At 68.7% G+C, this 20,823-nt stretch carries 20 protein-coding genes; 10 read left to right on the forward strand and 10 right to left on the reverse strand.

Annotated elements, in window-relative coordinates; all coding sequences use genetic code 11:
- Positions 1-67: 67 nt before the first annotated feature.
- Positions 68-1,633, reverse strand: coding sequence for a protease pro-enzyme activation domain-containing protein (locus tag ACFV9C_RS36815; protein WP_380201129.1), 1,566 nt, complete (start codon positions 1,631-1,633; stop codon positions 68-70).
- A gap of 94 nt (positions 1,634-1,727) precedes the next feature.
- Positions 1,728-2,300, reverse strand: a complete 573-nt coding sequence (locus ACFV9C_RS36820) for a TetR/AcrR family transcriptional regulator (RefSeq protein WP_380201131.1) — start codon at positions 2,298-2,300, stop codon at positions 1,728-1,730.
- A gap of 81 nt (positions 2,301-2,381) precedes the next feature.
- On the opposite strand from ACFV9C_RS36820, the gene ACFV9C_RS36825 reads away from it, so the two are divergent.
- From ACFV9C_RS36825 to katG, 3 genes are all read left to right on the forward strand, one after another.
- Positions 2,382-3,263: an SDR family oxidoreductase gene (locus ACFV9C_RS36825; protein WP_380201133.1), complete on the forward strand. Its 882-nt coding sequence runs from the start codon at positions 2,382-2,384 to the stop codon at positions 3,261-3,263.
- A 70-nt stretch (positions 3,264-3,333) separates the two neighbouring features.
- On the forward strand, positions 3,334-3,759 hold the full coding sequence (locus ACFV9C_RS36830; protein ID WP_380201135.1) for a Fur family transcriptional regulator: 426 nt from the start codon (positions 3,334-3,336) through the stop codon (positions 3,757-3,759).
- 37 nt (positions 3,760-3,796) lie between these two features.
- Complete coding sequence (gene katG / locus ACFV9C_RS36835; protein WP_380201137.1) at positions 3,797-6,010, forward strand: catalase/peroxidase HPI; 2,214 nt, start codon at positions 3,797-3,799, stop codon at positions 6,008-6,010.
- 60 nt (positions 6,011-6,070) lie between these two features.
- Here the strand turns inward: katG and ACFV9C_RS36840 are convergent, their stop codons facing one another.
- Together ACFV9C_RS36840 and ACFV9C_RS36845 are read right to left on the reverse strand one after the other, a co-directional pair.
- Complete coding sequence (locus ACFV9C_RS36840) at positions 6,071-6,841, reverse strand: hypothetical protein (protein WP_380201139.1); 771 nt, start codon at positions 6,839-6,841, stop codon at positions 6,071-6,073.
- Positions 6,842-7,062: 221 nt separating this feature from the next.
- On the reverse strand, positions 7,063-7,476 hold the full coding sequence (locus tag ACFV9C_RS36845) for a hypothetical protein (protein ID WP_380201141.1): 414 nt from the start codon (positions 7,474-7,476) through the stop codon (positions 7,063-7,065).
- 313 nt (positions 7,477-7,789) lie between these two features.
- Here ACFV9C_RS36845 and ACFV9C_RS36850 point away from each other — a divergent pair, with 313 nt between their 5' ends.
- From ACFV9C_RS36850 to ACFV9C_RS36865, 4 genes are all read left to right on the forward strand, one after another.
- Complete coding sequence (locus ACFV9C_RS36850) at positions 7,790-8,320, forward strand: hypothetical protein (RefSeq protein ID WP_380201143.1); 531 nt, start codon at positions 7,790-7,792, stop codon at positions 8,318-8,320.
- Complete coding sequence (locus tag ACFV9C_RS36855) at positions 8,317-8,934, forward strand: hypothetical protein (RefSeq protein WP_380201145.1); 618 nt, start codon at positions 8,317-8,319, stop codon at positions 8,932-8,934. The genes ACFV9C_RS36850 and ACFV9C_RS36855 overlap by 4 nt, the downstream gene beginning before the upstream one ends.
- 102 nt (positions 8,935-9,036) lie before the next feature.
- Positions 9,037-10,476 (forward strand): GuaB1 family IMP dehydrogenase-related protein, encoded by a 1,440-nt coding sequence (locus tag ACFV9C_RS36860; RefSeq protein ID WP_380201147.1) that lies wholly within the window; start codon positions 9,037-9,039, stop codon positions 10,474-10,476.
- A 306-nt stretch (positions 10,477-10,782) separates the two neighbouring features.
- Positions 10,783-11,766, forward strand: a complete 984-nt coding sequence (locus ACFV9C_RS36865; RefSeq protein ID WP_380201149.1) for a LuxR C-terminal-related transcriptional regulator — start codon at positions 10,783-10,785, stop codon at positions 11,764-11,766.
- On the opposite strand, the gene proS is transcribed toward ACFV9C_RS36865, so the two are convergent.
- Positions 11,763-13,172, reverse strand: a complete 1,410-nt coding sequence (gene proS / locus ACFV9C_RS36870) for a proline--tRNA ligase (RefSeq protein ID WP_380201151.1) — start codon at positions 13,170-13,172, stop codon at positions 11,763-11,765. The two genes, ACFV9C_RS36865 and proS, sit on opposite strands and share 4 nt — an antisense overlap.
- A gap of 133 nt (positions 13,173-13,305) precedes the next feature.
- Between proS and ACFV9C_RS36875 the strand changes: the two genes are divergently transcribed.
- Entirely contained in the window at positions 13,306-14,316 is a 1,011-nt protein-coding gene (locus tag ACFV9C_RS36875) for a metallophosphoesterase (RefSeq protein WP_380201153.1), read from the forward strand.
- A 42-nt stretch (positions 14,317-14,358) separates the two neighbouring features.
- Here the strand turns inward: ACFV9C_RS36875 and ACFV9C_RS36880 are convergent, their stop codons facing one another.
- Genes ACFV9C_RS36880 through ACFV9C_RS36900 form a run of 5 tightly spaced genes read right to left on the reverse strand, consistent with a single transcriptional unit; the run spans position 14,359 to position 19,455 of the window.
- Positions 14,359-16,575 carry an NADP-dependent isocitrate dehydrogenase gene (locus ACFV9C_RS36880; RefSeq protein ID WP_380201155.1) on the reverse strand — a complete coding sequence of 739 codons (2,217 nt, stop codon included), beginning with the start codon at positions 16,573-16,575 and terminating at the stop codon, positions 14,359-14,361.
- A gap of 45 nt (positions 16,576-16,620) precedes the next feature.
- On the reverse strand, positions 16,621-17,283 hold the full coding sequence (locus ACFV9C_RS36885) for a pentapeptide repeat-containing protein (RefSeq protein WP_380201157.1): 663 nt from the start codon (positions 17,281-17,283) through the stop codon (positions 16,621-16,623).
- A gap of 20 nt (positions 17,284-17,303) precedes the next feature.
- Positions 17,304-18,143 carry an ROK family protein gene (locus ACFV9C_RS36890; RefSeq protein WP_380201159.1) on the reverse strand — a complete coding sequence of 280 codons (840 nt, stop codon included), beginning with the start codon at positions 18,141-18,143 and terminating at the stop codon, positions 17,304-17,306.
- Between the two features lie 20 nt (positions 18,144-18,163).
- Positions 18,164-18,934: a hypothetical protein gene (locus tag ACFV9C_RS36895; RefSeq protein ID WP_380201161.1), complete on the reverse strand. Its 771-nt coding sequence runs from the start codon at positions 18,932-18,934 to the stop codon at positions 18,164-18,166.
- On the reverse strand, positions 18,931-19,455 hold the full coding sequence (locus tag ACFV9C_RS36900) for a SigE family RNA polymerase sigma factor (protein ID WP_380201163.1): 525 nt from the start codon (positions 19,453-19,455) through the stop codon (positions 18,931-18,933). The genes ACFV9C_RS36895 and ACFV9C_RS36900 overlap by 4 nt, the downstream gene beginning before the upstream one ends.
- A 119-nt stretch (positions 19,456-19,574) precedes the next feature.
- Here ACFV9C_RS36900 and ACFV9C_RS36905 point away from each other — a divergent pair, with 119 nt between their 5' ends.
- Both ACFV9C_RS36905 and ACFV9C_RS36910 read left to right on the forward strand, forming a co-directional pair.
- Positions 19,575-20,093, forward strand: coding sequence for a hypothetical protein (locus tag ACFV9C_RS36905; RefSeq protein ID WP_380201165.1), 519 nt, complete (start codon positions 19,575-19,577; stop codon positions 20,091-20,093).
- 46 nt (positions 20,094-20,139) lie between these two features.
- Positions 20,140-20,823: a YcnI family protein gene (locus ACFV9C_RS36910; RefSeq protein WP_380201167.1), complete on the forward strand. Its 684-nt coding sequence runs from the start codon at positions 20,140-20,142 to the stop codon at positions 20,821-20,823.

Raw genomic sequence — 20,823 nt, forward strand, 5'->3', positions numbered from 1 at the left:
GGCCTTCGCGCCGCTCGGCTGTTTGGGTTGGGGTGGGCGGGTCGGTCACCTGCCTTCGCTTTGTTGGTTAGGCGCTTGGGGTTTGCAGGGCTTTCAAGAGTGCTGTGCCGTCGGGGGCGCCTAGGCCGGTGCAGGCGTCCCAGCCTGGTGTTGCTTGGTAGGCGCCGTTGGTTCCGGTGGTGATGTCGTGAAAGCCTGGTTGTACGGCGCCAGCGCGGACGCCCTGGTAGAGCTGGGTGTGTATTAGGCCGAGGCTGTGGCCGGTCGCTTGGGCGAGGCGGGTTAGTAGGGCGGCCCACAGGGGGGCTACGGCGCTGGTGCCGCCGACGACCATGCGGTGGCCGTCGACCAGGATGTTGTAGCCGGTGGCGGGGTCGGCGTCGCCTGCTACGTCGGGGACGCCTCGGCCGGTGCCGCCGCCGGCTCGGGTGGGTACTCCGGCGGTGGACTGGTAGGCCGGCACCGGGAACGTGTCGCTGACGCCGCCGCCGGTAGCGCCGCCGCCTGGGGTGTTCCAGACCGTCTCGGAGGTGATCTTCGGCGGGACGCCTTCGAGGTGTGTGCCGCCGCACGCGAGGGCGTGCGGGCTCGAGGCGGGGAAGTCCGCGTGCTGCGCGCCGTCGGTCTGGCCGTCCGCGCTGCCGTTGTCGCCGCTGGCTGCGCACACGGTCACGCCGAGCGCTGCTGCGTCGGCGAATGCCTGGTCCATCGCCGTCCTCGCCTGCGCCGTCCACTGGTCCTCGGACTGGCCCCAGCTGATGCTGACCACGGTCGGCGTCGGGGTGGCGTGCACAGCGGTGCTGACCGCATCCAGGAATCCCTGATCGGTGTTGGGCGCGAAATAGACCAGCTGTTTGGCGCCCGGGGCGAGCGCCCCCGCGACCTCGATGTCGAGCATCACCTCACCGTCGGCGGAGCTCGGATCACCGGTCGGGGCATTCTTGCCGCCGTCCACCTCGACTGCGCTCACCTGGGGCTCGGGAATCTTCAAGCCGGTGAAGTACGTGCTGAGATCGGCCCGCTTGAATCCACCGCCGAGTTCGATGATCGCGATCGTCTGTCCGGTCCCGTCGGTCTGGGCCGGGAAGTTGTAGAGGGAGCCGACCTGGTCCGGCGTGAACGCCTGCGCCGTCGCCGGAGCCGCGTGCAGCCGGAACTGGGCGCGCGCCTGCGGGCGGTTGTCGAGACCGAGTACGGCGACGACGATCCCGTCGAGTTCGGCAGGCACCGATACCGCACCCGTCCGGACGCGGAGTTCCCCGTTGCTGCCTGCTTCGTCCCGGCTGCGGACGAGCGACAACTCGGTACCGAAAACGTCCGCCAACGCGGACGCCGGCCCGCGCACCGTCACTCGTCGGGCGCCTACGTGCGTTCCGGTGATGCTCAGCCCGGACGCGGTGAGCACCTCCTGCACCCGGGCGAGGTCTTCGTCGGTTGCGCCGAACCGCCGGGCGAGTTCCTCCGCCGTCACGGTGCCGGGACCTGTCACGAGGTCCTCGTCCAGTTCGGCACGACGACGCAGTACCAGCGTGACCGTGATCGAACTGTCCGGAGGGACCGGTCCGACCGTCTCGGCGTCAGCGAATGCAGGTCGGGAACTTCCGGGAAGCGGAATGCGAGTTGTGTTCGACACGCAATACATGATGAACCACCAGTGCCGCGTAAACCACCCAGTGTGCCGATCTCATTACGCTCAGAATTCTCTCAGTAAATGGGGCGCGAATGTCTCATTGCAATGCCGCAGTTGCCGCCTTCAGGTCGTCGAGGGCGGCCAGCACGTGCGGGGCGAGGTCCGAGTCGTCGTTCATGGCTGTCCACGATTCGTAGCCTTGTTTGAAGGCCAGTACGCCGAGCTCGGCGGCCAGGTGGGCCAGCGGGGTCGGTACGCCTCTTGTTTGCAGGGCTGTGGTCATGGCGTTGGCCAGGCCTACGGATTTGAGGGCGTCGCGTTCTTGGAGTTCTTTACTGGCGGCTATTGCCGCTTTCAGGCGAGGTGCCAGTTCGCGGTTCATGGGGCCCATGGCGGTCGAGGCACGCCGGAGGCAGGCGGCCACCGCTTCCAGCGGAGTGGCCTCGGCCGGGGCGTCGGCGATGCCCTCGGACAGCAGCGTGCTCAGGGTGTCCTGGCCGGCGACCAGGAGTTCTCGTTTGTCGGGGAAGTGGCGGAAGAAGGTGCTCTTGGTGACGCCGGCGCGGTCGGCGATCTGGGTGACTGTGGTGGCGTCGTAGCCGTGTTCGGCGAACAGGTCCACGGCGGCGAGGACCAGTCGTTCGCGGGCTCCGGGTTGCCATCGTGCCATGGGGGCATTGTAGGTGATGGGACCTTTGTCCCGTCGGTGCTATTGTGATGGGACAAAGGTCCCATCGCGGAGGAGTGTCCTATGAAGGTGTTCGTCACCGGCGGTACCGGGCTGATCGGGTCCGCTGTTGTTCGGGAGTTGCTCGGGAACGGGCATGAGGTGGTCGGGCTGGCGCGGTCCGAGGGGTCGGCGGCGGCGTTGCGGGAGGCCGGCGCCGAGGCGGTGCGGGGCGGGCTGGGCGATCTGGACGTCGTACGGGCCGGTGCCGCGAAGGCGGACGGGGTGATTCACCTTGCCTTTAGCAACGACTTCAGCAGTCCGGAGGCTTTGGCGGCGGGGATCGCCGAGGAGGGGGCTGCGTTGCGGGTCTTGGGGGAGGAGTTGGCGGGAAGCGGGCGGCCGCTGGTGACGGTGTCCGGTACGCCGTGGGCGCCGGGGCGGGCGGCTACCGAGGAGGATCCGTTGCCGCTCGAAGGGCCCGTCGGCGGTCGGGGGCGGTCGGTGATGGCGGTGTTGGAGTTGGCGTCCCAAGGCGTGCGGAGCGCTGCGGTGCGGATGCCGCGGACCGTTCACAACCAGGGGGACGGTGGGTTCGCGGGGCTGTTGACGCAGATTGCCCGGCAGTCTGGCGTGTCCGGATATCCGGGGGACGGCGCGCAGCGGTGGCCCGCGGTGCATGCGCTGGATGCGGCGGTGCTGTTCCGGTTGGTGCTGGAGAACGCGGAGGCCGGTACGGCGTGGCACGCGGTGGACGACGAGGGTGACGCCGTACGCGACATTGCTGCTGTGATCGGCCGTCGTCTCGGTCTGCCGGTGCAGTCCGTGCCTGAGGCGACGTACGGAGCACTGGGGCCGATCTTCGCGGCTGATCAGCCGGCGTCCAGTGCGTACACGCGGAAGACTCTCGGCTGGCAGCCGGAGCACCCGAAGCTGCTGGCGGACCTGGAGAACATCCAGCCCTGAGGTGCAGGCTGGGTAGGAAACGCCGCAGCTAATCTTGACTCATTCCAGAAAACGCGGAAGACTGCGGAGCATGCCGACGGCGGACGAGCTCCAGGAGTTGTTGCGTGGGGTCTCGCTGCGGGTGACGCGGCCGCGGCTGGCGGTGCTGGCCGCGGTGTACGGGAATCCGCATGCGGACACGGACTCGATTATCGGTGCCGTGCGCAACGAACTGCCGCAGACCTCGCACCAGGCGGTGTACGACTCGCTGCAGACGCTGACGGCGGCCGGCCTGGTACGCCGGATCCAGCCGCTGGGGTCGGTGGCGCGGTACGAGTCCCGGGTCGGCGACAACCATCACCACGTCGTCTGCCGGTCGTGCGGTGCGATCGCCGACGTCGACTGTGCGGTCGGGCATGCGCCCTGCCTGACCGCGTCCGAGGACCACGGGTTCGTCATCGACGAGGCCGAGGTCATCTATTGGGGCCGGTGCGCGGACTGCGCACGACATACCTGAGCTGAAGCCGAAAACGTCCAGTCCTGGAAGGAATCCGATGTCCGAGAACCATGAGCCCCTGCCCGGCGAGGCCTCCGCGGAGAGCCGCGGCGCCGAGACCGGTGGCTGCCCGGTGAACCACGGTCAGGGCGTGCACCCGACCAGCGGGAACGCCAACCGCGAGTGGTGGCCGAACCAGCTGAACCTGAAGATCCTGGCCAAGAACCCGGCCGTCGCGAACCCGCTCGGCGCGGAGTTCGACTACGCCGCCGCGTTCAAGACGCTGGACCTGGCCGCGGTCAAGGCCGACATCGCCGAGGTCCTGACCACCTCGCAGGATTGGTGGCCGGCCGACTTCGGCAACTACGGCCCGCTGATGATCCGGATGGCCTGGCACAGCGCCGGCACGTACCGGATCCACGACGGCCGCGGTGGCGCGGGCGCCGGTCAGCAGCGGTTCGCGCCGCTGAACAGCTGGCCGGACAACGGCAACCTGGACAAGGCCCGCCGGCTGCTCTGGCCGGTGAAGAAGAAGTACGGCCAGAAGCTGTCCTGGGCCGACCTGCTGATCCTCACCGGCAACGTCGCGCTGGAGACGATGGGCTTCAAGACCTTCGGGTACGCCGGTGGCCGCGAGGACGTGTGGGAACCCGAGACCGACGTGTACTGGGGCCCGGAGACCACCTGGCTCGGCGACGAGCGGTACTCCGGTGACCGCGACCTGCAGCGTCCGCTCGGTGCGGTCCAGATGGGCCTCATCTACGTGAACCCGGAGGGCCCGAACGGCAACCCGGACCCGGTCGCCGCCGCCCGCGACATCCGCGAGACTTTCGGCCGGATGGCGATGAACGACGAGGAGACCGTCGCGCTGATCGCCGGCGGCCACACGTTCGGCAAGACCCACGGCGCCGGCCCGGCGGAGAACGTCGGCGCGGAGCCGGAGGGCGCCCCGATCGAGCAGCAGGGCCTCGGCTGGAAGAGCACGTACAACACCGGCAAGGGCAAGGACGCGATCACCAGCGGCCTCGAGGTCACCTGGACCACGAAGCCGACGCAGTGGTCGACGGACTTCTTCGACATCCTGTTCGGCTACGAGTGGGAGCTGTCGCAGAGCCCGGCCGGCGCGAACCAATGGGTCGCGAAGGACGCCGAGGCGATCATCCCGGACGCGTACGACGGCCCGAAGAAGCTGCCGACGATGCTGACCACGGACCTGTCGCTGCGCTTCGACCCGATCTACGAGCCGATCTCGCGCCGCTTCAAGGAGAACCCGGAGGAGTTCGCGGACGCGTTCGCGCGCGCCTGGTTCAAGCTGACGCACCGCGACATGGGCCCGATCGTCCGGTACCTCGGCTCCGAGGTCCCGAGCGAGGAGCTGATCTGGCAGGACCCGGTGCCGGCCGTCGACCACGAGCTGGTGTCCGACGCGGACGTGACCGCGCTGAAGGCCGCGATCGCCGCGTCCGGGCTGACCGTCGCGCAGTTGGTCTCGACCGCGTGGGCGTCGGCGTCGACGTTCCGTGGCAGCGACAAGCGCGGTGGCGCCAACGGTGCCCGCATCCGCCTGCAGCCGCAGAGCGGGTGGGAGGTCAACAACCCGGACGAGCTCGCTCAGGTACTGCGGACGCTCGAGGGCATCCAGCAGTCGTTCGGCAAGCCGGTGTCGCTGGCGGACCTGATCGTGCTGGCCGGTGGCGTCGGCGTCGAGATCGCGGCGAAGAACGCCGGCGTCGACATCGTCGTACCGTTCACCCCCGGCCGTACGGACGCGACCGCCGAGCAGACGGACGCCGAGTCGTTCGCGGCGCTCCAGCCGGTGGCGGACGGGTTCCGCAACTACTACGGCAAGGGCAACAAGCTCCCGGCCGAGTACCTGCTGCTCGACCGCGCGAACCTGCTCACGCTGAGCGCCCCGGAGCTGACCGTGCTCGTCGGCGGTCTGCGCGTCCTCGGTGCGAACTACGACGGTTCGAAGTACGGCGTACTGACCGACAACCCCGGCACGCTGACGAACGACTTCTACGTCAACCTGCTCGACCTCGGCACCGAGTGGCACGCCGCGGACGACAGCCAGGAGACGTTCGAGGGCACCGTCGACGGCAGGGTCAAGTGGACCGGCACCCGGGCCGACCTGGTCTTCGGCTCGAACTCCGAACTCCGCGCCCTCGCCGAGGTCTACGCCGGCGACGACGCGAAGCAGAAGTTCGTCACCGAGTTCGTCGCGGCCTGGCACAAGGTCATGGAACTCGACCGCTTCGACCTCCACCACTGACCCACCCGAACCGGCTCTCCCCACGAAGGGAGAGCCGGTTCCGGCTGTCCGGCCGCTCGGTCAGCAGGACCGCGGTGCACTGGTCGGAGGCACCGAGCCGCCGTCCGGGTCGACCAGTACCGGCCGCAGGTCGGTGATCCTGAGCGGGAGCGACCGGCTGAAGTCGAGCGGAATGTCGCCCTGCATGCCGCCACCGGTCCAATGCACGTTCCAGTACGCCGTCGCGGTCACCCGGTAGCTGCCCGACGTCACACAACGCGACGACTTGCTGTAGCGAAAGCCGCAGGTCGGCGACGCGGGCATCTCCTTCAACGACTTGCCTGACGCCATGGCACGGGTGAACGGCGTCCCGGCCCCCTTGCAGGTCACCTTGCCCGCGCCCATGGACCACTCGATACGGTCGACGGTTCCGGTAGCCGTGATCGCAACTCCACCAAGGGCGGCAGTCTTCGTCTGCGGCCCGGTGGTCGTCGCCCCCGGATCCGTCACCCACATCCACACCGGGACGTTCACAACCCCGACGTGGTCCACGCTCTGCACGTACGGCGACAGCCCGAGTTGCGGTGCCGCGAAGTTCATCGTCTTCACTACCCGCTGAGCGGCGACCCGAGGATCGATGGTCCGAGTTTCGCCGGGCGGCTTGACGACGGAGAGCGCCTTCTCGATTCCGATCGGCTTTCCGTCGACGACGTCCAGAATCACCCAGCAGCGGTCGTACTTGGTCCCCGGCGGGTAATAGACGTGAGGGCCCATCAACAACGGGACATCGACCTGAGTGAGGTAACACCCGGATTCTGCGTCGAAGAACCCATCGGCCGTCCGGCACGGCACGACCTGCCCCTTGTATACGCAAGCTGCCTTACCGGGCTTCTTAACCCCAGGAGTCGATGTTCCAGTGGTCTTCGGCGGACTGCCGTCGTCGTCGACCCCGTAACTGCACTGGCCGTCGTCCCAGCTGGTAACACAGCCTGGATCGTTCGGCGTCGGGTCAGCCACCGCGATCGGCGGGCCGACGAGCAAGAGTAGTGCGGCCGCACTGATGATTCTTGGTATTAGCATTTCGCGGCCTTCCTGCCCTGCGAGTAGTCAGCCTTCCAGACACCTTGGATGCGACGCATGCGCATTTCATCGACACTCTGAGTGGGTGTTCCAGCAGGCCTCATGCTCTTGCCCTTGGAGTCCACTGATCCCGCTTTGGAGGAGTCGATGCAGGCGCTGAGGGTCAGCGCATCGATCTGCCCGTTCGTGTCCGGCTTGCCGACCGTCAGAGGCTTGACCCAGATGATCTGCAGATGGCCGACGGAATGCCACTTCTTGGCCCGGAGGTTTTCGGCATGAATGAGTTCAGCCTTCAATATGACACCGCTCGCGTACGTGCTGAGCGCCTTGGTGTTTACCCCTCCGCTGACATACGCGGCGTCGACCGCAGCAACGTAGCCTCGATAGGCCGCTGATGCGGCCGTCACGGCTTGTGTCTGAGGTGAACTGCTGGGGGTGGGGGACGGTGTCGGGGAGGAGGACGAGGGCACGGTTCGGTTGGGTTGGCCGGCTTCGGGGGAGCCTTGGCAGGCGGCTAGCGCGGTGAGGGCGCAGAGGGCTGCGAAGGTGGGTCCGAGGGCCGGTCGGCGCGGCATGGAGAGCTCCGTTCTCAGGTTGCTGATGGTGTAAGGGTCGCATACGGAGGGTGTTCGAATCGGAGTTATCCACAAGCGCTGCAGGTTGCTGCAGGTTTGTGGATGAGAGCGGCGGGATGGTGCTGTGGCGTCGTAGAGTCGAGGTGTGGCTACTGAAGGTTCCGGGGTTCGGTCGCTGGACGACGTACGGCGTGATGTCGCCGGGGTGCTGAACCGGTTCCGGCGAGGCCGGACCAAGGCTTTCAGCATCGGGGACGGGGGAGTTCCCGAGGCCGTGCTGCTGACGTACGACGAGTTCGAAGACCTCGGCGGGGAGACGAAGTTCGCGCGTCGGGCAGGTGTGGTCACGGCAGTGACTGTGGGAGCGGAGCTCACTGCGATGGTGGCGGCCATCCGGGAGGGGGCGTTCGCGCCGGTAGTGTGGGGCCTGGGTGACCAGCCGGAGGCGGTCATCATGTCGACCTCGCAGTACCGCGCGCTGCGCGGTGACGACGAGCCGCCGGCCGGGACGATCGACGATCCGACCCGTCGGGTGTATGCCACCGAGCCGCTGCCGGACAGCCGCCCGATGACCATCGACGAAATCGCCGAGATGATGGGCCCGTATAGCCAGCAGGTCCTCGCGGAGATCCGCGAGGAGGCTGATCGCGCACGACTAGAAGACGACTCGCCATGAGCGAGGACTCCGCGAGGTACGAGGTCGTTCTTGGCAAGGAGTTCGCGGTCGATCTAATGCGCCTTGCGGCGGCCGCGGAGGAGGACCCGCGGGGCCCGGCAGGCTACCTCCATCGACAGGTGCTGAAGCAGATCGGCGATCTTGCACTGGGGAGCACGGACGGGCGGCATGCGCTCGGGTACGAGTCGGGGAAGGGGGATCTGCGGGACTGTGTCACTGCCTATCTGCAGTCCGATCCGCAGGCGAAGGCGGACTATCGGCTGACGTTTCGGGAGATGCCGCCCGCGGCACCAGGCGGGCTTGCTCGACGAGAGTTGCTGGCGATCAAGCCGCGACAAGGTTCTGGCAACATTTACGAACACACGTGCGCCCGGCTCAATCGAAACCTGCATGACCGTCAGCCGGGTCTGAATGCGTTCGGTGATCGAATGCCCAGCCTGAAGCAGAACCAGGCGCAGCGTCAGGCCCAGCTTGATGCCAATCGCGCCATCGCGCACGCCTTCCCGGGACAGGTGCCGTTGGCAACTTCGCGGCCGCTGACGGCGGATCGCTTCGGTGGCCGCCGTGTAGAAGCTTCGCCCAAGGCAGGTCGTGAGGGCCGCACTACCAGTTGACGGAAGCCGCTCCGGGGTGAACACGAGGTGTGACGAGCCTTGTTCCGAGTCGGTCGGTCTGGCAGGCTGGCTGGGTTTGGATACGGGCGGAAGGGGTCTGGTATGCGGTTTCATCAGGATCGGGAGCCGGCGGGTGACCTGACGTTCAGTGATGTGTTTTTGGTGCCGAACCGGTCGGGGGTGGCGTCGCGGCTGGATGTGGATCTGTCGACGGCGGATGGGACCGGGGCTTCGATTCCGGTGGTTGCGGCGAACATGACCGCGGTGTCGGGGCGGCGGATGGCGGAGACGATCGCGCGGTGTGGTGGGCTGGCGGTGATTCCGCAGGACATTCCGGTGGACGTGGTCGCCGAGGTTGTTGCCTGGGTCAAGCAGCGCGATCCGGTGCACGACACGGCGCTGACCCTGGCACCGACGGGGACCGTTGGTGAGGCGCTGAACCTGCTGCCCAAGCGGAACCACGGCGCCGTGGTCGTCGTGGATCACGGCAGACCTGTCGGCGTGGTGACCGAGGCGGACTGTTCCGGCGTGGATCGGTTCACGCAGTTGGACGCGGTGATGTCCCGCGAGCTGCTGACGCTGCCACAAGGTACGGACCCGGAGGCGGCGTTCAACCAGCTGCACGACGGGCGGCACCGGCTCGCGCCTGTTGTCGACGGCAACGGTCAGATCGTTGGCATCCTGACCCGCCAGCGGGCGCTCCGGGCGACCCTGTACGACCCCGCACTCGATGCCGACGGCAAGCTTCGGGTGGCCGCGGCGATCGGGATGAACGGCGACGCCGAGCAGAAGGCGAAAGCCCTGCTGGACGTGGGCATCGACGTACTCGTGCTGGACACCGCGCACGGCCACCAGGAGCGGATGCTCGAGGTCGTGGAGCGGGTCCGCGCCCTCGGCCCCGGCGTACCGATCGTGGCCGGCAACGTGGTGACCGCCGAGGGCGTGACCGACCTGGTGAACGCCGGTGCGGACATCGTGAAGGTCGGCGTCGGCCCCGGCGCGATGTGCACGACCCGGATGCAGACCGCGGTCGGCCGCCCGCAGTTCTCCGCCGTGCTCGAATGCGCGACCCGGGCGCGGGAGCTGGGCAAGCACGTCTGGGCGGACGGCGGCGTACGGCATCCCCGTGATGTCGCGCTGGCGCTCGCGGCCGGGGCGTCGAGCGTGATGATCGGGTCCTGGTTTGCCGGTACGTACGAGTCGCCCGGCGACCCGCACCGGGACAGCCAGGGCCGGATCTACAAAGAGAGCTTCGGGATGGCGTCGGCGCGCGCCGTGAAGTCCCGGACCGCCGAGGACTCGCCGTTCCAGCGGGCCCGGAAGAGCATCTTCGAGGAAGGCATCTCGACCGCCCGGATGTACCTGGACGCCGAGCGCCCGAGCGTCGAGGACCTGCTGGACTCGATCGTCTCCGGCATCCGCAGTTCCTGCACGTACGTCGGGGCCGCGAACCTCACCGAGTTCCACGAGCGCGCCGTGGTCGGACTGCAGACCGCCGCCGGGTACGCGGAGGGCAAACCGCTGGAAACCAGCTGGCTCTGATCTCATCCCGCGGATGAGGTGTGGATCCGGCAAGTTCATGCGCCGGGCGATGGTCACGCACGGCGATCGGTGGCACTGTGTAGCCAACAGGGGGAGGAAGGGCACCGGGCAACGGTCGGGGGGCCGAGGATCCGCCAGGGGGTGTGCGGATCCGGTCGGCACGGGGCGCAGAGTTGCGGTGTCCTGCTCGTGGGCGCGGGCGGCGGCGGTACCGCCCGCGCCCACGCAAACACATGCTTGATCCACGGCCTGGTACGGCGGATAGTCGAGAGATCGATACCGCCGACGGTTGTGAGGGCCGGCTCCGTGGAAGGGGACAAGACCGTCCCGCTGCGGGTTGACGCGGAGACCGCGATCATCCTGCGCGAGGCGTACCACAAGATCGAGACCATGTTCCGGTCGGACCACTACGGCTTGTACGACTACGTCCGGGTGGTGGCCGGGAAGGTGGCGCAGGTCGACGCGTTCTTCGTCGGCCTGCTGCAGGGCGCCCGCCGGGTGCGCTACCCCTACGGATACCTCGACGGGCAGTACGTCGACCCGGCGACCCACAACTACGGCCCGACCGGGCAGACCGCGTGGCTGATCGAGCATCGGCAGACGTACCGGTTCGCCGACGACGGCGGGGCCGCGCTGCGGTCCGGCGTACCGGTCGGAGATCCGCGGCACCGGCCGGCGGATGTCGTGACGGTACCGATCTTCCGGCCGGCGAAGGACGGGCCGGACCAGTTGCTCGGCATGCTTTCGATGCAGAGCTTCACCGCCAGGTCGTACGACGAGAACGCGGTGCGCGCGTTCGAGTGGTTGTGCGGGGTGGTGCAGCGCGTACTGACCCGCGAGGGCGAGGACCGGGACGCGTTGCGCCGGCTGCCCGCGGGCGACAACAGCCCGAACACGCTGACGTCCGACCACGTGATGGAGTACCTGACGCACCGGGTCGCGTCGATCCGCGAGATCGCCACGGAGGCGCTGGACGAGCCCGCGGTGAGCTCGGCCGTCCAGGCGCACCTGGAGCGGATCGTTGACGTCACCAAGCACATCCAGTCCGAGATGATCGAGATGCTGATGGACACCGACGAGGCACCCGAACGCCGGTTCGCCAGCCTCACCAAGGCGCAGCAGGGTGTCGCGTTGCTGCTCGCGGACGGCCTCGACAACGATCAGCTCGCGGCCGAGCTCGGCGTCAGCCTCAACACCGTGAAGACCCACCTGAGCGCGATTCTCCGGAAGTACGGTCTCCGGTCTCGCGCCCAGGTGGCCGACGACGTCCGCCGTTACCTGGCCCGCTAGTACGAGCGGGCGACGTACGCCGTCAGGTCCGGCTCGTTGTCCTCCACGGGCAGTGAGCCGTCCTGACGTTGCAGGCAGCGGACCGTGACGCCGGATTCGCCGAGGCGGTCCTCGCCCTCCTCGCCGATCGCGTCGTACGGCATCCGGGCCCACCCGGTCGCGGCCGCTTCGATCGCCTCGTCGACCGTGGCGACCTCGGTGATCCGAGACCTCTGCCGCTCGGTCGCCTCCGCCAGCAGGTGGGCCTGGTCGGCCTCAAGGGCTGCTACGACGGTCGGAGTCAGCTCGGTCAGAGCGACGGCAGACTTGGTGGACCGCAACCGCCGTACGACGGTAGCGACGCCGGCGGCCAGGTCCCGCGGGCCGACCTCGACCCGGAACGGGACGCCCTTCAGCTCCCAGTTGACCGCGCGCCGCCCGAACGGCTGGTCGGTACGGTCGTCGACCGACGCGCGCACTCCGGCAGCGGTCAGCTCGTCCGCGATCGTGCGCGCGGCGGCGACCGCCTCGTCCTTGACCGCGAGTACGACGACCTGCACCGGGGCGACGGCGGGCGGGACCCGGAGACCGTTGTCGTCGCCGTGCACCATGATCAGGCCGCCGACCATCCGGGTGCTGCTGCCCCACGACGTCGTCCAGGCGAGTTCACGCTGCCCGTCGCGGGACAGGTAGCCGATGTCGAACGCGCGCGCGAAGTTCTGCCCGAGCTCGTGCGACGTCCCCATCTGCAGGGCCTTCCCGTCGCGCATCATCGCCTCGAGCGTCATGGTGTTCACCGCCCCGGCGAACCGCTCCCGCCGCGTCTTCCGGCCGGCGACGACCGGGATCGCGAGCACGTTCACCATCACGTCCCGGTAGACGTCGGTCAGGATCCGCGTCGCGTAGGCGCGGGCGTCCGCGGCGGAGGCGTGTGCCGTATGGCCTTCCTGCCAAAGGAATTCGGTGGTCCGCAGGAACAGCCGGGGCCGGAGCTCCCAGCGGACGACATTGGCCCACTGGTTCAGCAGCAGCGGGAGGTCGCGGTAGCTCTGGATCCACTTCGCCATGTACTCGCCGATCACGGTCTCCGACGTCGGCCGGATCACCGCGGGCTCCTCGAGTTCCTTCCCACCGGCATGCGTCACCACCGCCAGCTCAGGGCTGAAACCCTCGACGTGCTCGGCCTCGCGTTGCAGGTAGCTCTCCGGGATCAGCAGCGGGAAGTACGCGTTCACCGCGCCGGTCGCCTTGATCCGCCGATTCATTGCCTCCTGCAACAGTTCCCAGATCGCGTACCCGTACGGTCGTACGACCATCGTCCCCCGCACCGGGCCGTTCTCAGCGAGCTCGGCCTTGGCGATCACATCCTGGAACCAACGGGGGAAGTCCGTGGCCTGCGCGGCAAGCACGGATCGGGTAGCTGTCATGACGGTCAGTGTAGGAAGGTCCCACGACGTACTGCCACGTATTTCCGGGGCGCCAATGTTCACGCGGGAGTGCCCGGGCGTTCACCACCGGGCCGAAAAGTTGGCCCGTACCCGCTCGGACTTGGAGGAATCAGTGAGAGTACGTCGTACGCCCGTGATCACCGCGTGCCTGGCCCTGGTCGGCCTCGCGGTCGGCGTCCCGAACGCCGTCGCGGACCGGGGCCCGGACCCGTACACGTTCGCCGTGATCGGCGACATTCCCTACGGTCCCGCGCAGATCGCCCGGTTCCCGAAGGTGGTCGACCAGATCAACGCGGACAAGCCGGTCAAGCTGGTCACCCATCTCGGCGACATCAAGGACGGCTCGTCGGTCTGCAGCGACGAGTACTTCGCCCAGGTGAAGACGCAGTTCGACCGCTTCGCCGACCCGCTGGTCTACACCGTCGGCGACAACGAGTGGACCGACTGCCACCGGGTGAACAACGGCGCCTACAACCCGCTGGAGCGGCTGGCGAAGATCCGGCAGATGTTCTTCCCGCAGCCCGGCCGGACGCTCGGGCAGCACTCGGTGAAGGTCGAGAGCCAGGTCGCGCAGGGCGTCCCGGAGGACGTCCGGTTCAGCCGGGGCGACGTCGCGTTCGCCGCTCTGCACATCGTTGGCAGCAACAACAGTATGGCGCCGTGGACCGGCAAGACCGCGCCGACCCCGGAGCAGACCGCCGAGGTGCTGAACCGGACGTCGGCCGTCATGCAGAGCATCCGCGACACGTTCGCGCAGGCGCGGGCCGATCACAACAAGGCCGTCGTCCTGCTGACCCAGGCCGACATGTTCGACCCGACCGTGACGAACCCGGCGTACGCGGACTACTACGCGTTCCAGCCGATCGTGCAGGAGATCGCCCGCGAGTCGGCGAACTTCCGCGGGCCGGTGTACCTGTTCAACGGTGACAGCCACGTCTACAACAGCGACAAGCCGCTCGCGGCGAACTCGTCGTGGACCAAGTTCTACGGTGCGACTCCGGCCGCGAACCTGTCCCGGATCACCGTCGACGGGTCGACCGGCGACAACGACTACCTGCGGGTGACGATCGACCCGCGGAACCCCGCCGTACTGAGCTGGGTCCGGGTGCCGTTCACTTCCTGACGCAAAAGGGCGCCCGGGACATCCCGGGCGCCCTTCGTACGGTCAGAGCGTGGCGAGTGCTTCGTTCCAGGTCTTGGACGGGCGCATGATCGCGGCCGCCTTCGCCGGGTCCGGCTGGTAGTACCCGCCGAGGTCGGCCGGGCTGCCCTGGACGGCGAGCAGCTCGTCGACGATGGTCTGCTCGTTCGCGGCCAGCGTCTCCGCCAGCGGGGCGAACGCCTTCGCCAGCTCGGCGTCCTCGGTCTGCTTGGCCAGCTCCTGCGCCCAGTACAAAGACAGGTAGAAGTGGCTGCCACGGTTGTCGATGCCGCCGACCCGGCGGGTCGGGGACTTGTCCTCGTTCAGGAACGTGGCGGTCGCCCGGTCCAGCGTGTCGGCGAGGATCTGTGCCCGCGCGTTGCCGGTCGACTGGGCCAGGTGCTCGAAGCTCGCGGCCAGCGCGAAGAACTCGCCCAGGCTGTCCCAGCGCAGGTAGTTCTCCTTGACCAGCTGCTGCACGTGCTTCGGCGCCGAACCGCCGGCGCCGGTCTCGAACAGGCCGCCGCCGGCCATCAGCGGGACCACCGACAGCATCTTCGCGCTGGTGCCCAGCTCGAGGATCGGGAACAGGTCGGTCAGGTAGTCACGCAGCACATTGCCGGTCACCGAGATCGTGTTCTCGCCGCGGCGGATCCGCTCGAGAGTGAACTTGGTCGCATCGACCGGCGACAGGATCCTGATGTCCAAGCCCTCTGCGTGGTTCTCGGGCAGATACTGCTTCACCTTGGCGATCAGCCGCGCGTCGTGCGCGCGGTTCTCGTCCAGCCAGAACACTGCCGGGTCGCCGGTCGCGCGCGCCCGGGTCACTGCCAGCTTGACCCAGTCGCGGATCGGAGCGTCCTTGGCCTGGCAGGCGCGGAAGATGTCGCCGGCCTCGACCGGCTGCTCCAGTACGACGGCACCGGTCGTGTCGACCAGCCGTACAACGCCCGCGGTGGCGATCTCGAAGGTCTTGTCGTGCGACCCGTACTCCTCCGCCTTCTGCGCCATCAGACCGACATTCGGCACCGAACCCATCGTTGCCGGATCGAATGCCCCGTGTGCCCGGCAATCGTCCAGAACGACCTGGTACACGCCGGAGTAGCTGCTGTCCGGCAGCACGGCGAGCGTGTCGTGCTCCTGGCCGTCAGCGCCCCACATATGACCCGACGTGCGGATCATGGCGGGCATCGAGGCGTCCACGATGACGTCGGACGGGACGTGCAGGTTCGTGATGCCCTTGTCCGAGTCGACCATCGCGAGCGCCGGTCCGGCCGCCAGCTCGGCGTCGAACGACGCCTTGATCGCGGCGCCGTCCGGCAGGTCGGCCAGGCCGTTGAGGATCGAGCCGAGACCGTTGTTCGGCGACAGGCCGGCCTTGGCGAGCGTCTCGCCGTACTGCTCGAAGGTCTTCGGGAAGAACGCGCGGACCGCGTGGCCGAAGATGATCGGGTCGGAGACCTTCATCATCGTGGCCTTCAGGTGGACCGAGAGCAGTACGTCGTCGGCCTTCGCCCGCGCGACCTGCGCGGTGAGGAACTCGCGCAGTGCGGCGACGTGCAGGACCGCCGCGTCGACGACCTCACCGGCCAGCACCGGGACCGACTCGCGGAGCACGGTCGTCGTACCGTCGGCGGCGGCCAGCTCGATCCGGAGCGACCCGTCGGCCTCGATCACGGTGGACTTCTCGGAGCTGCGGAAGTCGCCCGCGGACATGGTCGCGACGTTCGTCTTCGAGTCGGCGGTCCACGCGCCCATCCGGTGCGGGTGGGTCTTGGCGTAGTTCTTCACCGAGGCGGGGGCGCGGCGGTCGGAGTTGCCCTCGCGGAGCACCGGGTTCACCGCGGAACCCTTGATCTTGTCGTAGCGGGCCTGGATCTCCCGCTCCTCGTCCGTCTTCGGCTCGTCCGGGTACTCCGGCAGCGCGTAGCCCTGGGACTGCAGCTCGGCGATCGCGGCCTTCAGCTGCGGGACCGAGGCGGAGACGTTCGGCAGCTTGATGATGTTCGCCTCGGGACGGTGGGTCAGCTCGCCGAGCTCGGTGAGCGCGTCCGCGACCCGCTGGTCGTCCTTCAGGTACTCCGGGAAGACCGCCAGGATGCGGCCCGCGAGTGAGATGTCCCGCGTCTCCACGCCGACACCGGCCTGGCCGGCGTACGCCTGGACGACAGGGAGGAACGAGTACGTGGCGAGCGCCGGAGCCTCGTCGGTGTGGGTGTAGATGATCGTCGAGTCAGTCACGGGCCCACCTTATCCGGCGTACGGCGCCCACTGGCGTGGGCAGGATCACTCCAGGTCGTCGGGGTGCGCCAGCGTGATTCCGGCGGCGACGGTGACCGCGCTGGTGAAGGCGAGGGTGTCGATCGGGGAGGCGGCGGCGACCGTCGCGCCGGCCAGTGAGGCGAGGCCCTTGGCGGCGTCCCAGGTGCAGTCGACGAAGACCGCCTTGGCCGCCTTGACCTGGGAGAACTCGACGCCGGACAGGTCGCAGCCGCGGAACGTCGCGCCGGTCAGGTCGGCGGACACGAAGTCGGCGCTCTGCAGCCGGCAGTCGGTGAACTCGGCCCTTTGGAACTTCGCGAACCGGAACGAGGCGAAGTCCAGCACGGTGTCGCGGACCGTGACGTGCTGGAAGTTCGCCCCGGGGCCGGCGAAGCCGATCATCCGCGAGCCGGTGACCGCGACCCGGGTGAGCGACGCGTCCGCCCAGCGGGAGTTCGCCAGATCACACTGGGTGAGCTCGGTGTCGACCAGGAGCACCTTCTCCAGCTCGGAGCCGGCCAGCTTGGAGCGCGTCAGCCGGCAGCCGCTGATCTCGACGTGCTCCGCCTCGGTGTCGCTCAGGTCCACGTCTTCCAGTTCGAGGTCGAGCAGGCGGTCCTCGTCGTCGATTCCGTCCGGGGTGGCGGAGTCGAGTTGGGCACGGAGGCGGGGCTCGGCGATCTTCACGCCACTGACCGTAGCGGGGGTCACCGACAGGTTCTGAGGTAGTGGGCTGCGGCGCCGATCAGGGCTGAGTGTTCGGTGTCCTTGGTGGCGGAGGCTTGGAAGGGGAGGGACGAATGGATCAGGTCGAAAGCTCCTGCTATCGAGCCGCCCAGAACTGTTTGGGTAACACCGAAGCGGTCTATCCACGGGGTTAGGGCGTTGGCCAGGTCGGTGAAGCATTCGGTCAGGACCTCGTGGGCGGTGGCGTCGCCGGCGCGGGCCTGGTCGGCGATTTCCTTGACGCCGGGGGCTTCCTGGCCGGTCGCCTCGGTGTAGCGGCGGAGGATGGCGCGGGCGGAGATCGCGTCCTCCAGCGGCTTCCCGGCGTACGTCGTCTTGTAGAGCTCACCGCCCGGTGGGACCGTGCCGCCGTCGCGGACGACCCGGCCGTCGGCGAGGAACGCCGTACCGATGCCGGTACCGATCGTCACGCCGACGCAGCGCTCGACGCCGCGGACCTCGCCCGCGGTCCACTCGCCGACCGCGAACGCCTCCGCGTCGTTCATGAACATCAGCCGCTCGACACCGAGTTCGTTGCCCAGGGCAGCGCCGAGGTCGAATCCGTACAGCTGGTCGAACTTCCCCTGGTCGCGGTACCAGGCGACCCCGGTGCCGAAGTCGAACGGACCCGGCAGCGCCACCGCGAGACCGTTTGCCAGCGGCAACTTCCGGGCCGCGTCCGCGAGCTGCCCGACCACCGCCCCGGCCGCCTCCTGGGACGCGAGCTTCGCCCGGTCCACCTCGGTCACGTCCCACGTCCCCGGCGCCACCACGGCCGCCGTCACGTGACTTCCCCCGATCTCCAGCACCGCTACGTCCATCCGGACATCATCGCAGCAGGTCAGTACCTGTCCCGGAACACCTGCTTGCCGGAGGCGTCGAACATCGTGATGTACACCGGGTCGGTGTTGCCGTTGCGGATGTCGCCCGTGTACACGCGATGCGCCCAGTACCCGTCCTTGATCGTGGCGTCCGCGTGCTGCCCGAGACCGGAGAAGGCGATCCGGGTGATTCCCTCCGGCACCCGGCCCGCGTAGCTGTAGACGACGCCCAGGCAGTTCATCCCGTCGCTCCGGTCGACCTTCGCGCCACCGCACCCGGTGCTCCAGTACCGCTGGATCTGGTACATGCGGGTGACGATGCCGGTGTTCAGCAAGGTCGCGCCGAACCCGCCCACCGGCTTCCCCTGGATCGGTACGCCGGCCACGCAGTACGCGTACTGCGTCCCGTCCGGCGACCGGCGGACCGTCATCGCGCCGTCCGCGTCGGTGACCTCCACCACCTTGTCCGTCCAGGTCCGCACGACCTTCGCGCGCCAGGCGTCGTCGTTCGCGGTCCGGAAGAAGTCGTCGGACTTCGCGCACAGATCCGTCACCGCGGCCGGCCGGCTGACGGTCGGCGTGATCGCGGGCTGCGGCTCGGACCGGGTGATGCGGAGCGGCCCTGCCAGCAGTACGGCGGCGCCCGCGATGACGGCGACGGCGCCCGCGCTCAACACGGTCCGGCGTACGCGGGTCCGGTGCTGCCCGGCGGCAACGAGTTCGCTGACGTCGGGAGTGAAGGTGCCGGGGCGGTCGCTGGCCTGGTCCAGCAGGGTCTTGAGGTCGGTCATGCCTGCACTCCGATCAGGTCGGAGAGATCGGCCAGCGCCGGGTGTGCGCGGAGTTTCTCGAGGGCGCGCATCGTCTGGCTCTTCACGGTTCCGGGGCGGCAGTCGAGCGCGGCCGCGGTCTCCTCGACGGACAGCTCGTCGAAGTACCGCAGGACCACGCAGGCGCGTTGCCGGGGCGGGAGTTCGGCGAGGGCGGCGGTGATCACCATCCGGTTCTCGACCACGCCGAGGGCGTCGGAGTCGGGCTCGTTGACGAAGTACTCGTTGCCGGTGACGACTTCCTGGCTGGACTTCCGCCGGAGGCCGTCGAGGGTGGTCGACACCACGACCTTCCGGGCGTACGCCGCGACCACGCCCTTGCGCTGGATCCGGCCCCAGACCCGGTACATCCGGATCAGCGCCTCCTGCGTCGCGTCCTCGGCCCGTCGCCAGTCCCCGCACAGCAGGTAGGCGGTACGGCACAGAGAGTTCGCGTGATGGGTCACGAAGTCCACGTAGTCCTGCTCCGTCTCTGCTTTCACCCGTGCTGCTCCCTGGCCATGCCGAGTCCAACGTGGTGAGTCTCGCCGGAGGTTGCACGACGGACCGGGGGAACCCGGACGCGCCGTTGTCCGTAGAGTGACACGAGCGAGGGGATCGAATGCCGACAGAGAGCAGACCGACGTCCGCGGTCGCGGCGCTGAGCGTCGCGGTGGCGGTGCTCGGTCATGTGCTCGTCGGGGGTGGCGACGTACCGCTCGGTGTCCTGCCGCCGCTCGCGGCGCTGGCCGGGGTGTGCTGGCTGCTCGGCGAGTACCTCGCGGGGGAGCGGCTGCTGACCGGCCTGGTGCTGGCCGCCGTACAGCTCTTCGTGCACGTCACAGTGGACGCGGCGTCGATGCACCACATGATGTCGATCACGGACAGCGTGACGATGACCGCCGCGCACCTGGGCGCCCTGCTCGCCGGCGTCCTCGCGATCGGTCACGCCCACCGCTGGGTCCATCGGGTACGGCGGGTCTTCGCGCGACTGCTCCCGGAGCTGCCGGTACTGCGTCCGGTCCGGCTCGTCCCCGCGACGCCCGGCGTTTTCGCATCCTGGACCCCGGCCAGGTCCCGGCTCGGGACGAGCATCTCCGGCCGCGGGCCTCCCGGCGTACGAGTGATCACCGCTGTCTGAACCGGCGCTCGCGCCGGATTACTCGTATGCCTTGAAAGGTTCTCTCATGCCCAAGAGATATGTCCTGCGCGCTGCCGCGATCGCCGCGGCGTCCGCGTTGGTGGTGATCGGCGCCACGAGCTCGGCGTCGGCCCATGTCATCGTGTCGTCGCCGGACGCCAAGCCCGGCGGCTACGCCAAGCTCGTGTTCCGGGTGCCGACCGAGTCGGACAACACCAGTACGACGAAGGTCGTCGTCTCGTTGCCGAAGGACCACCCGTTCGCGTCCGTCGGGGCGCAGGTGATGCCCGGCTGGAAGGTGGAGAAGAAGGAGGAGAAGCTGCCCGCCGCGGTGAAGGTCGGCGACGTCACGCTGACCAAGGCGATCACCACGGTCACCTGGACCGCGACCGCGGGCGGGATCCCGCCGAACGACTTCGACGAGTTCGCACTCTCGGTCGGGAAGCTGCCGGACGGGGTGGACTCGCTGAGTTTCCCGACCGAGCAGACGTACAGCGACGGCTCGGTGGTCAAGTGGGCCGATCCGATGAAGGACGGCGCGGCCGAGCCCGAGCACCCGGCGCCGACCCTGAAGCTCGCCGCCGCGGTCACACCGGTCGTGGCGACGACGTCCGAAGGTACGTCGGACACGTTGGCGCGCTGGCTCGGCGGTGGCGGCCTGCTGGTCGGGCTGCTCGGCCTGGCGTTCGGGCTGCGGCCGCGACGGGTCGCCGCGGAGACCGGGAAGTAG

This window comes from Kribbella sp. NPDC059898, from assembly GCF_042730855.1.
Lineage (GTDB): Bacteria > Actinomycetota > Actinomycetes > Propionibacteriales > Kribbellaceae > Kribbella.

What these genes read in the sequence shown, in the direction of transcription:
- ACFV9C_RS36860 (WP_380201147.1), top strand. Translation starts at nt 9,037, where the DNA reads ATGCGGTTTCATCAGGATCGGGAGCCGGCGGGTGACCTGACGTTCAGT.
- ACFV9C_RS36855 (WP_380201145.1), top strand. Translation starts at nt 8,317, where the DNA reads ATGAGCGAGGACTCCGCGAGGTACGAGGTCGTTCTTGGCAAGGAGTTC.
- katG (WP_380201137.1), top strand. Translation starts at nt 3,797, where the DNA reads ATGTCCGAGAACCATGAGCCCCTGCCCGGCGAGGCCTCCGCGGAGAGC.
- ACFV9C_RS36890 (WP_380201159.1), bottom strand. Translation starts at nt 18,143, where the DNA reads ATGGACGTAGCGGTGCTGGAGATCGGGGGAAGTCACGTGACGGCGGCC.
- ACFV9C_RS36895 (WP_380201161.1), bottom strand. Translation starts at nt 18,934, where the DNA reads ATGACCGACCTCAAGACCCTGCTGGACCAGGCCAGCGACCGCCCCGGC.
- ACFV9C_RS36910 (WP_380201167.1), top strand. Translation starts at nt 20,140, where the DNA reads ATGCCCAAGAGATATGTCCTGCGCGCTGCCGCGATCGCCGCGGCGTCC.
- ACFV9C_RS36820 (WP_380201131.1), bottom strand. Translation starts at nt 2,300, where the DNA reads ATGGCACGATGGCAACCCGGAGCCCGCGAACGACTGGTCCTCGCCGCC.
- ACFV9C_RS36825 (WP_380201133.1), top strand. Translation starts at nt 2,382, where the DNA reads ATGAAGGTGTTCGTCACCGGCGGTACCGGGCTGATCGGGTCCGCTGTT.
- proS (WP_380201151.1), bottom strand. Translation starts at nt 13,172, where the DNA reads ATGACAGCTACCCGATCCGTGCTTGCCGCGCAGGCCACGGACTTCCCC.
- ACFV9C_RS36905 (WP_380201165.1), top strand. Translation starts at nt 19,575, where the DNA reads ATGCCGACAGAGAGCAGACCGACGTCCGCGGTCGCGGCGCTGAGCGTC.
- ACFV9C_RS36830 (WP_380201135.1), top strand. Translation starts at nt 3,334, where the DNA reads ATGCCGACGGCGGACGAGCTCCAGGAGTTGTTGCGTGGGGTCTCGCTG.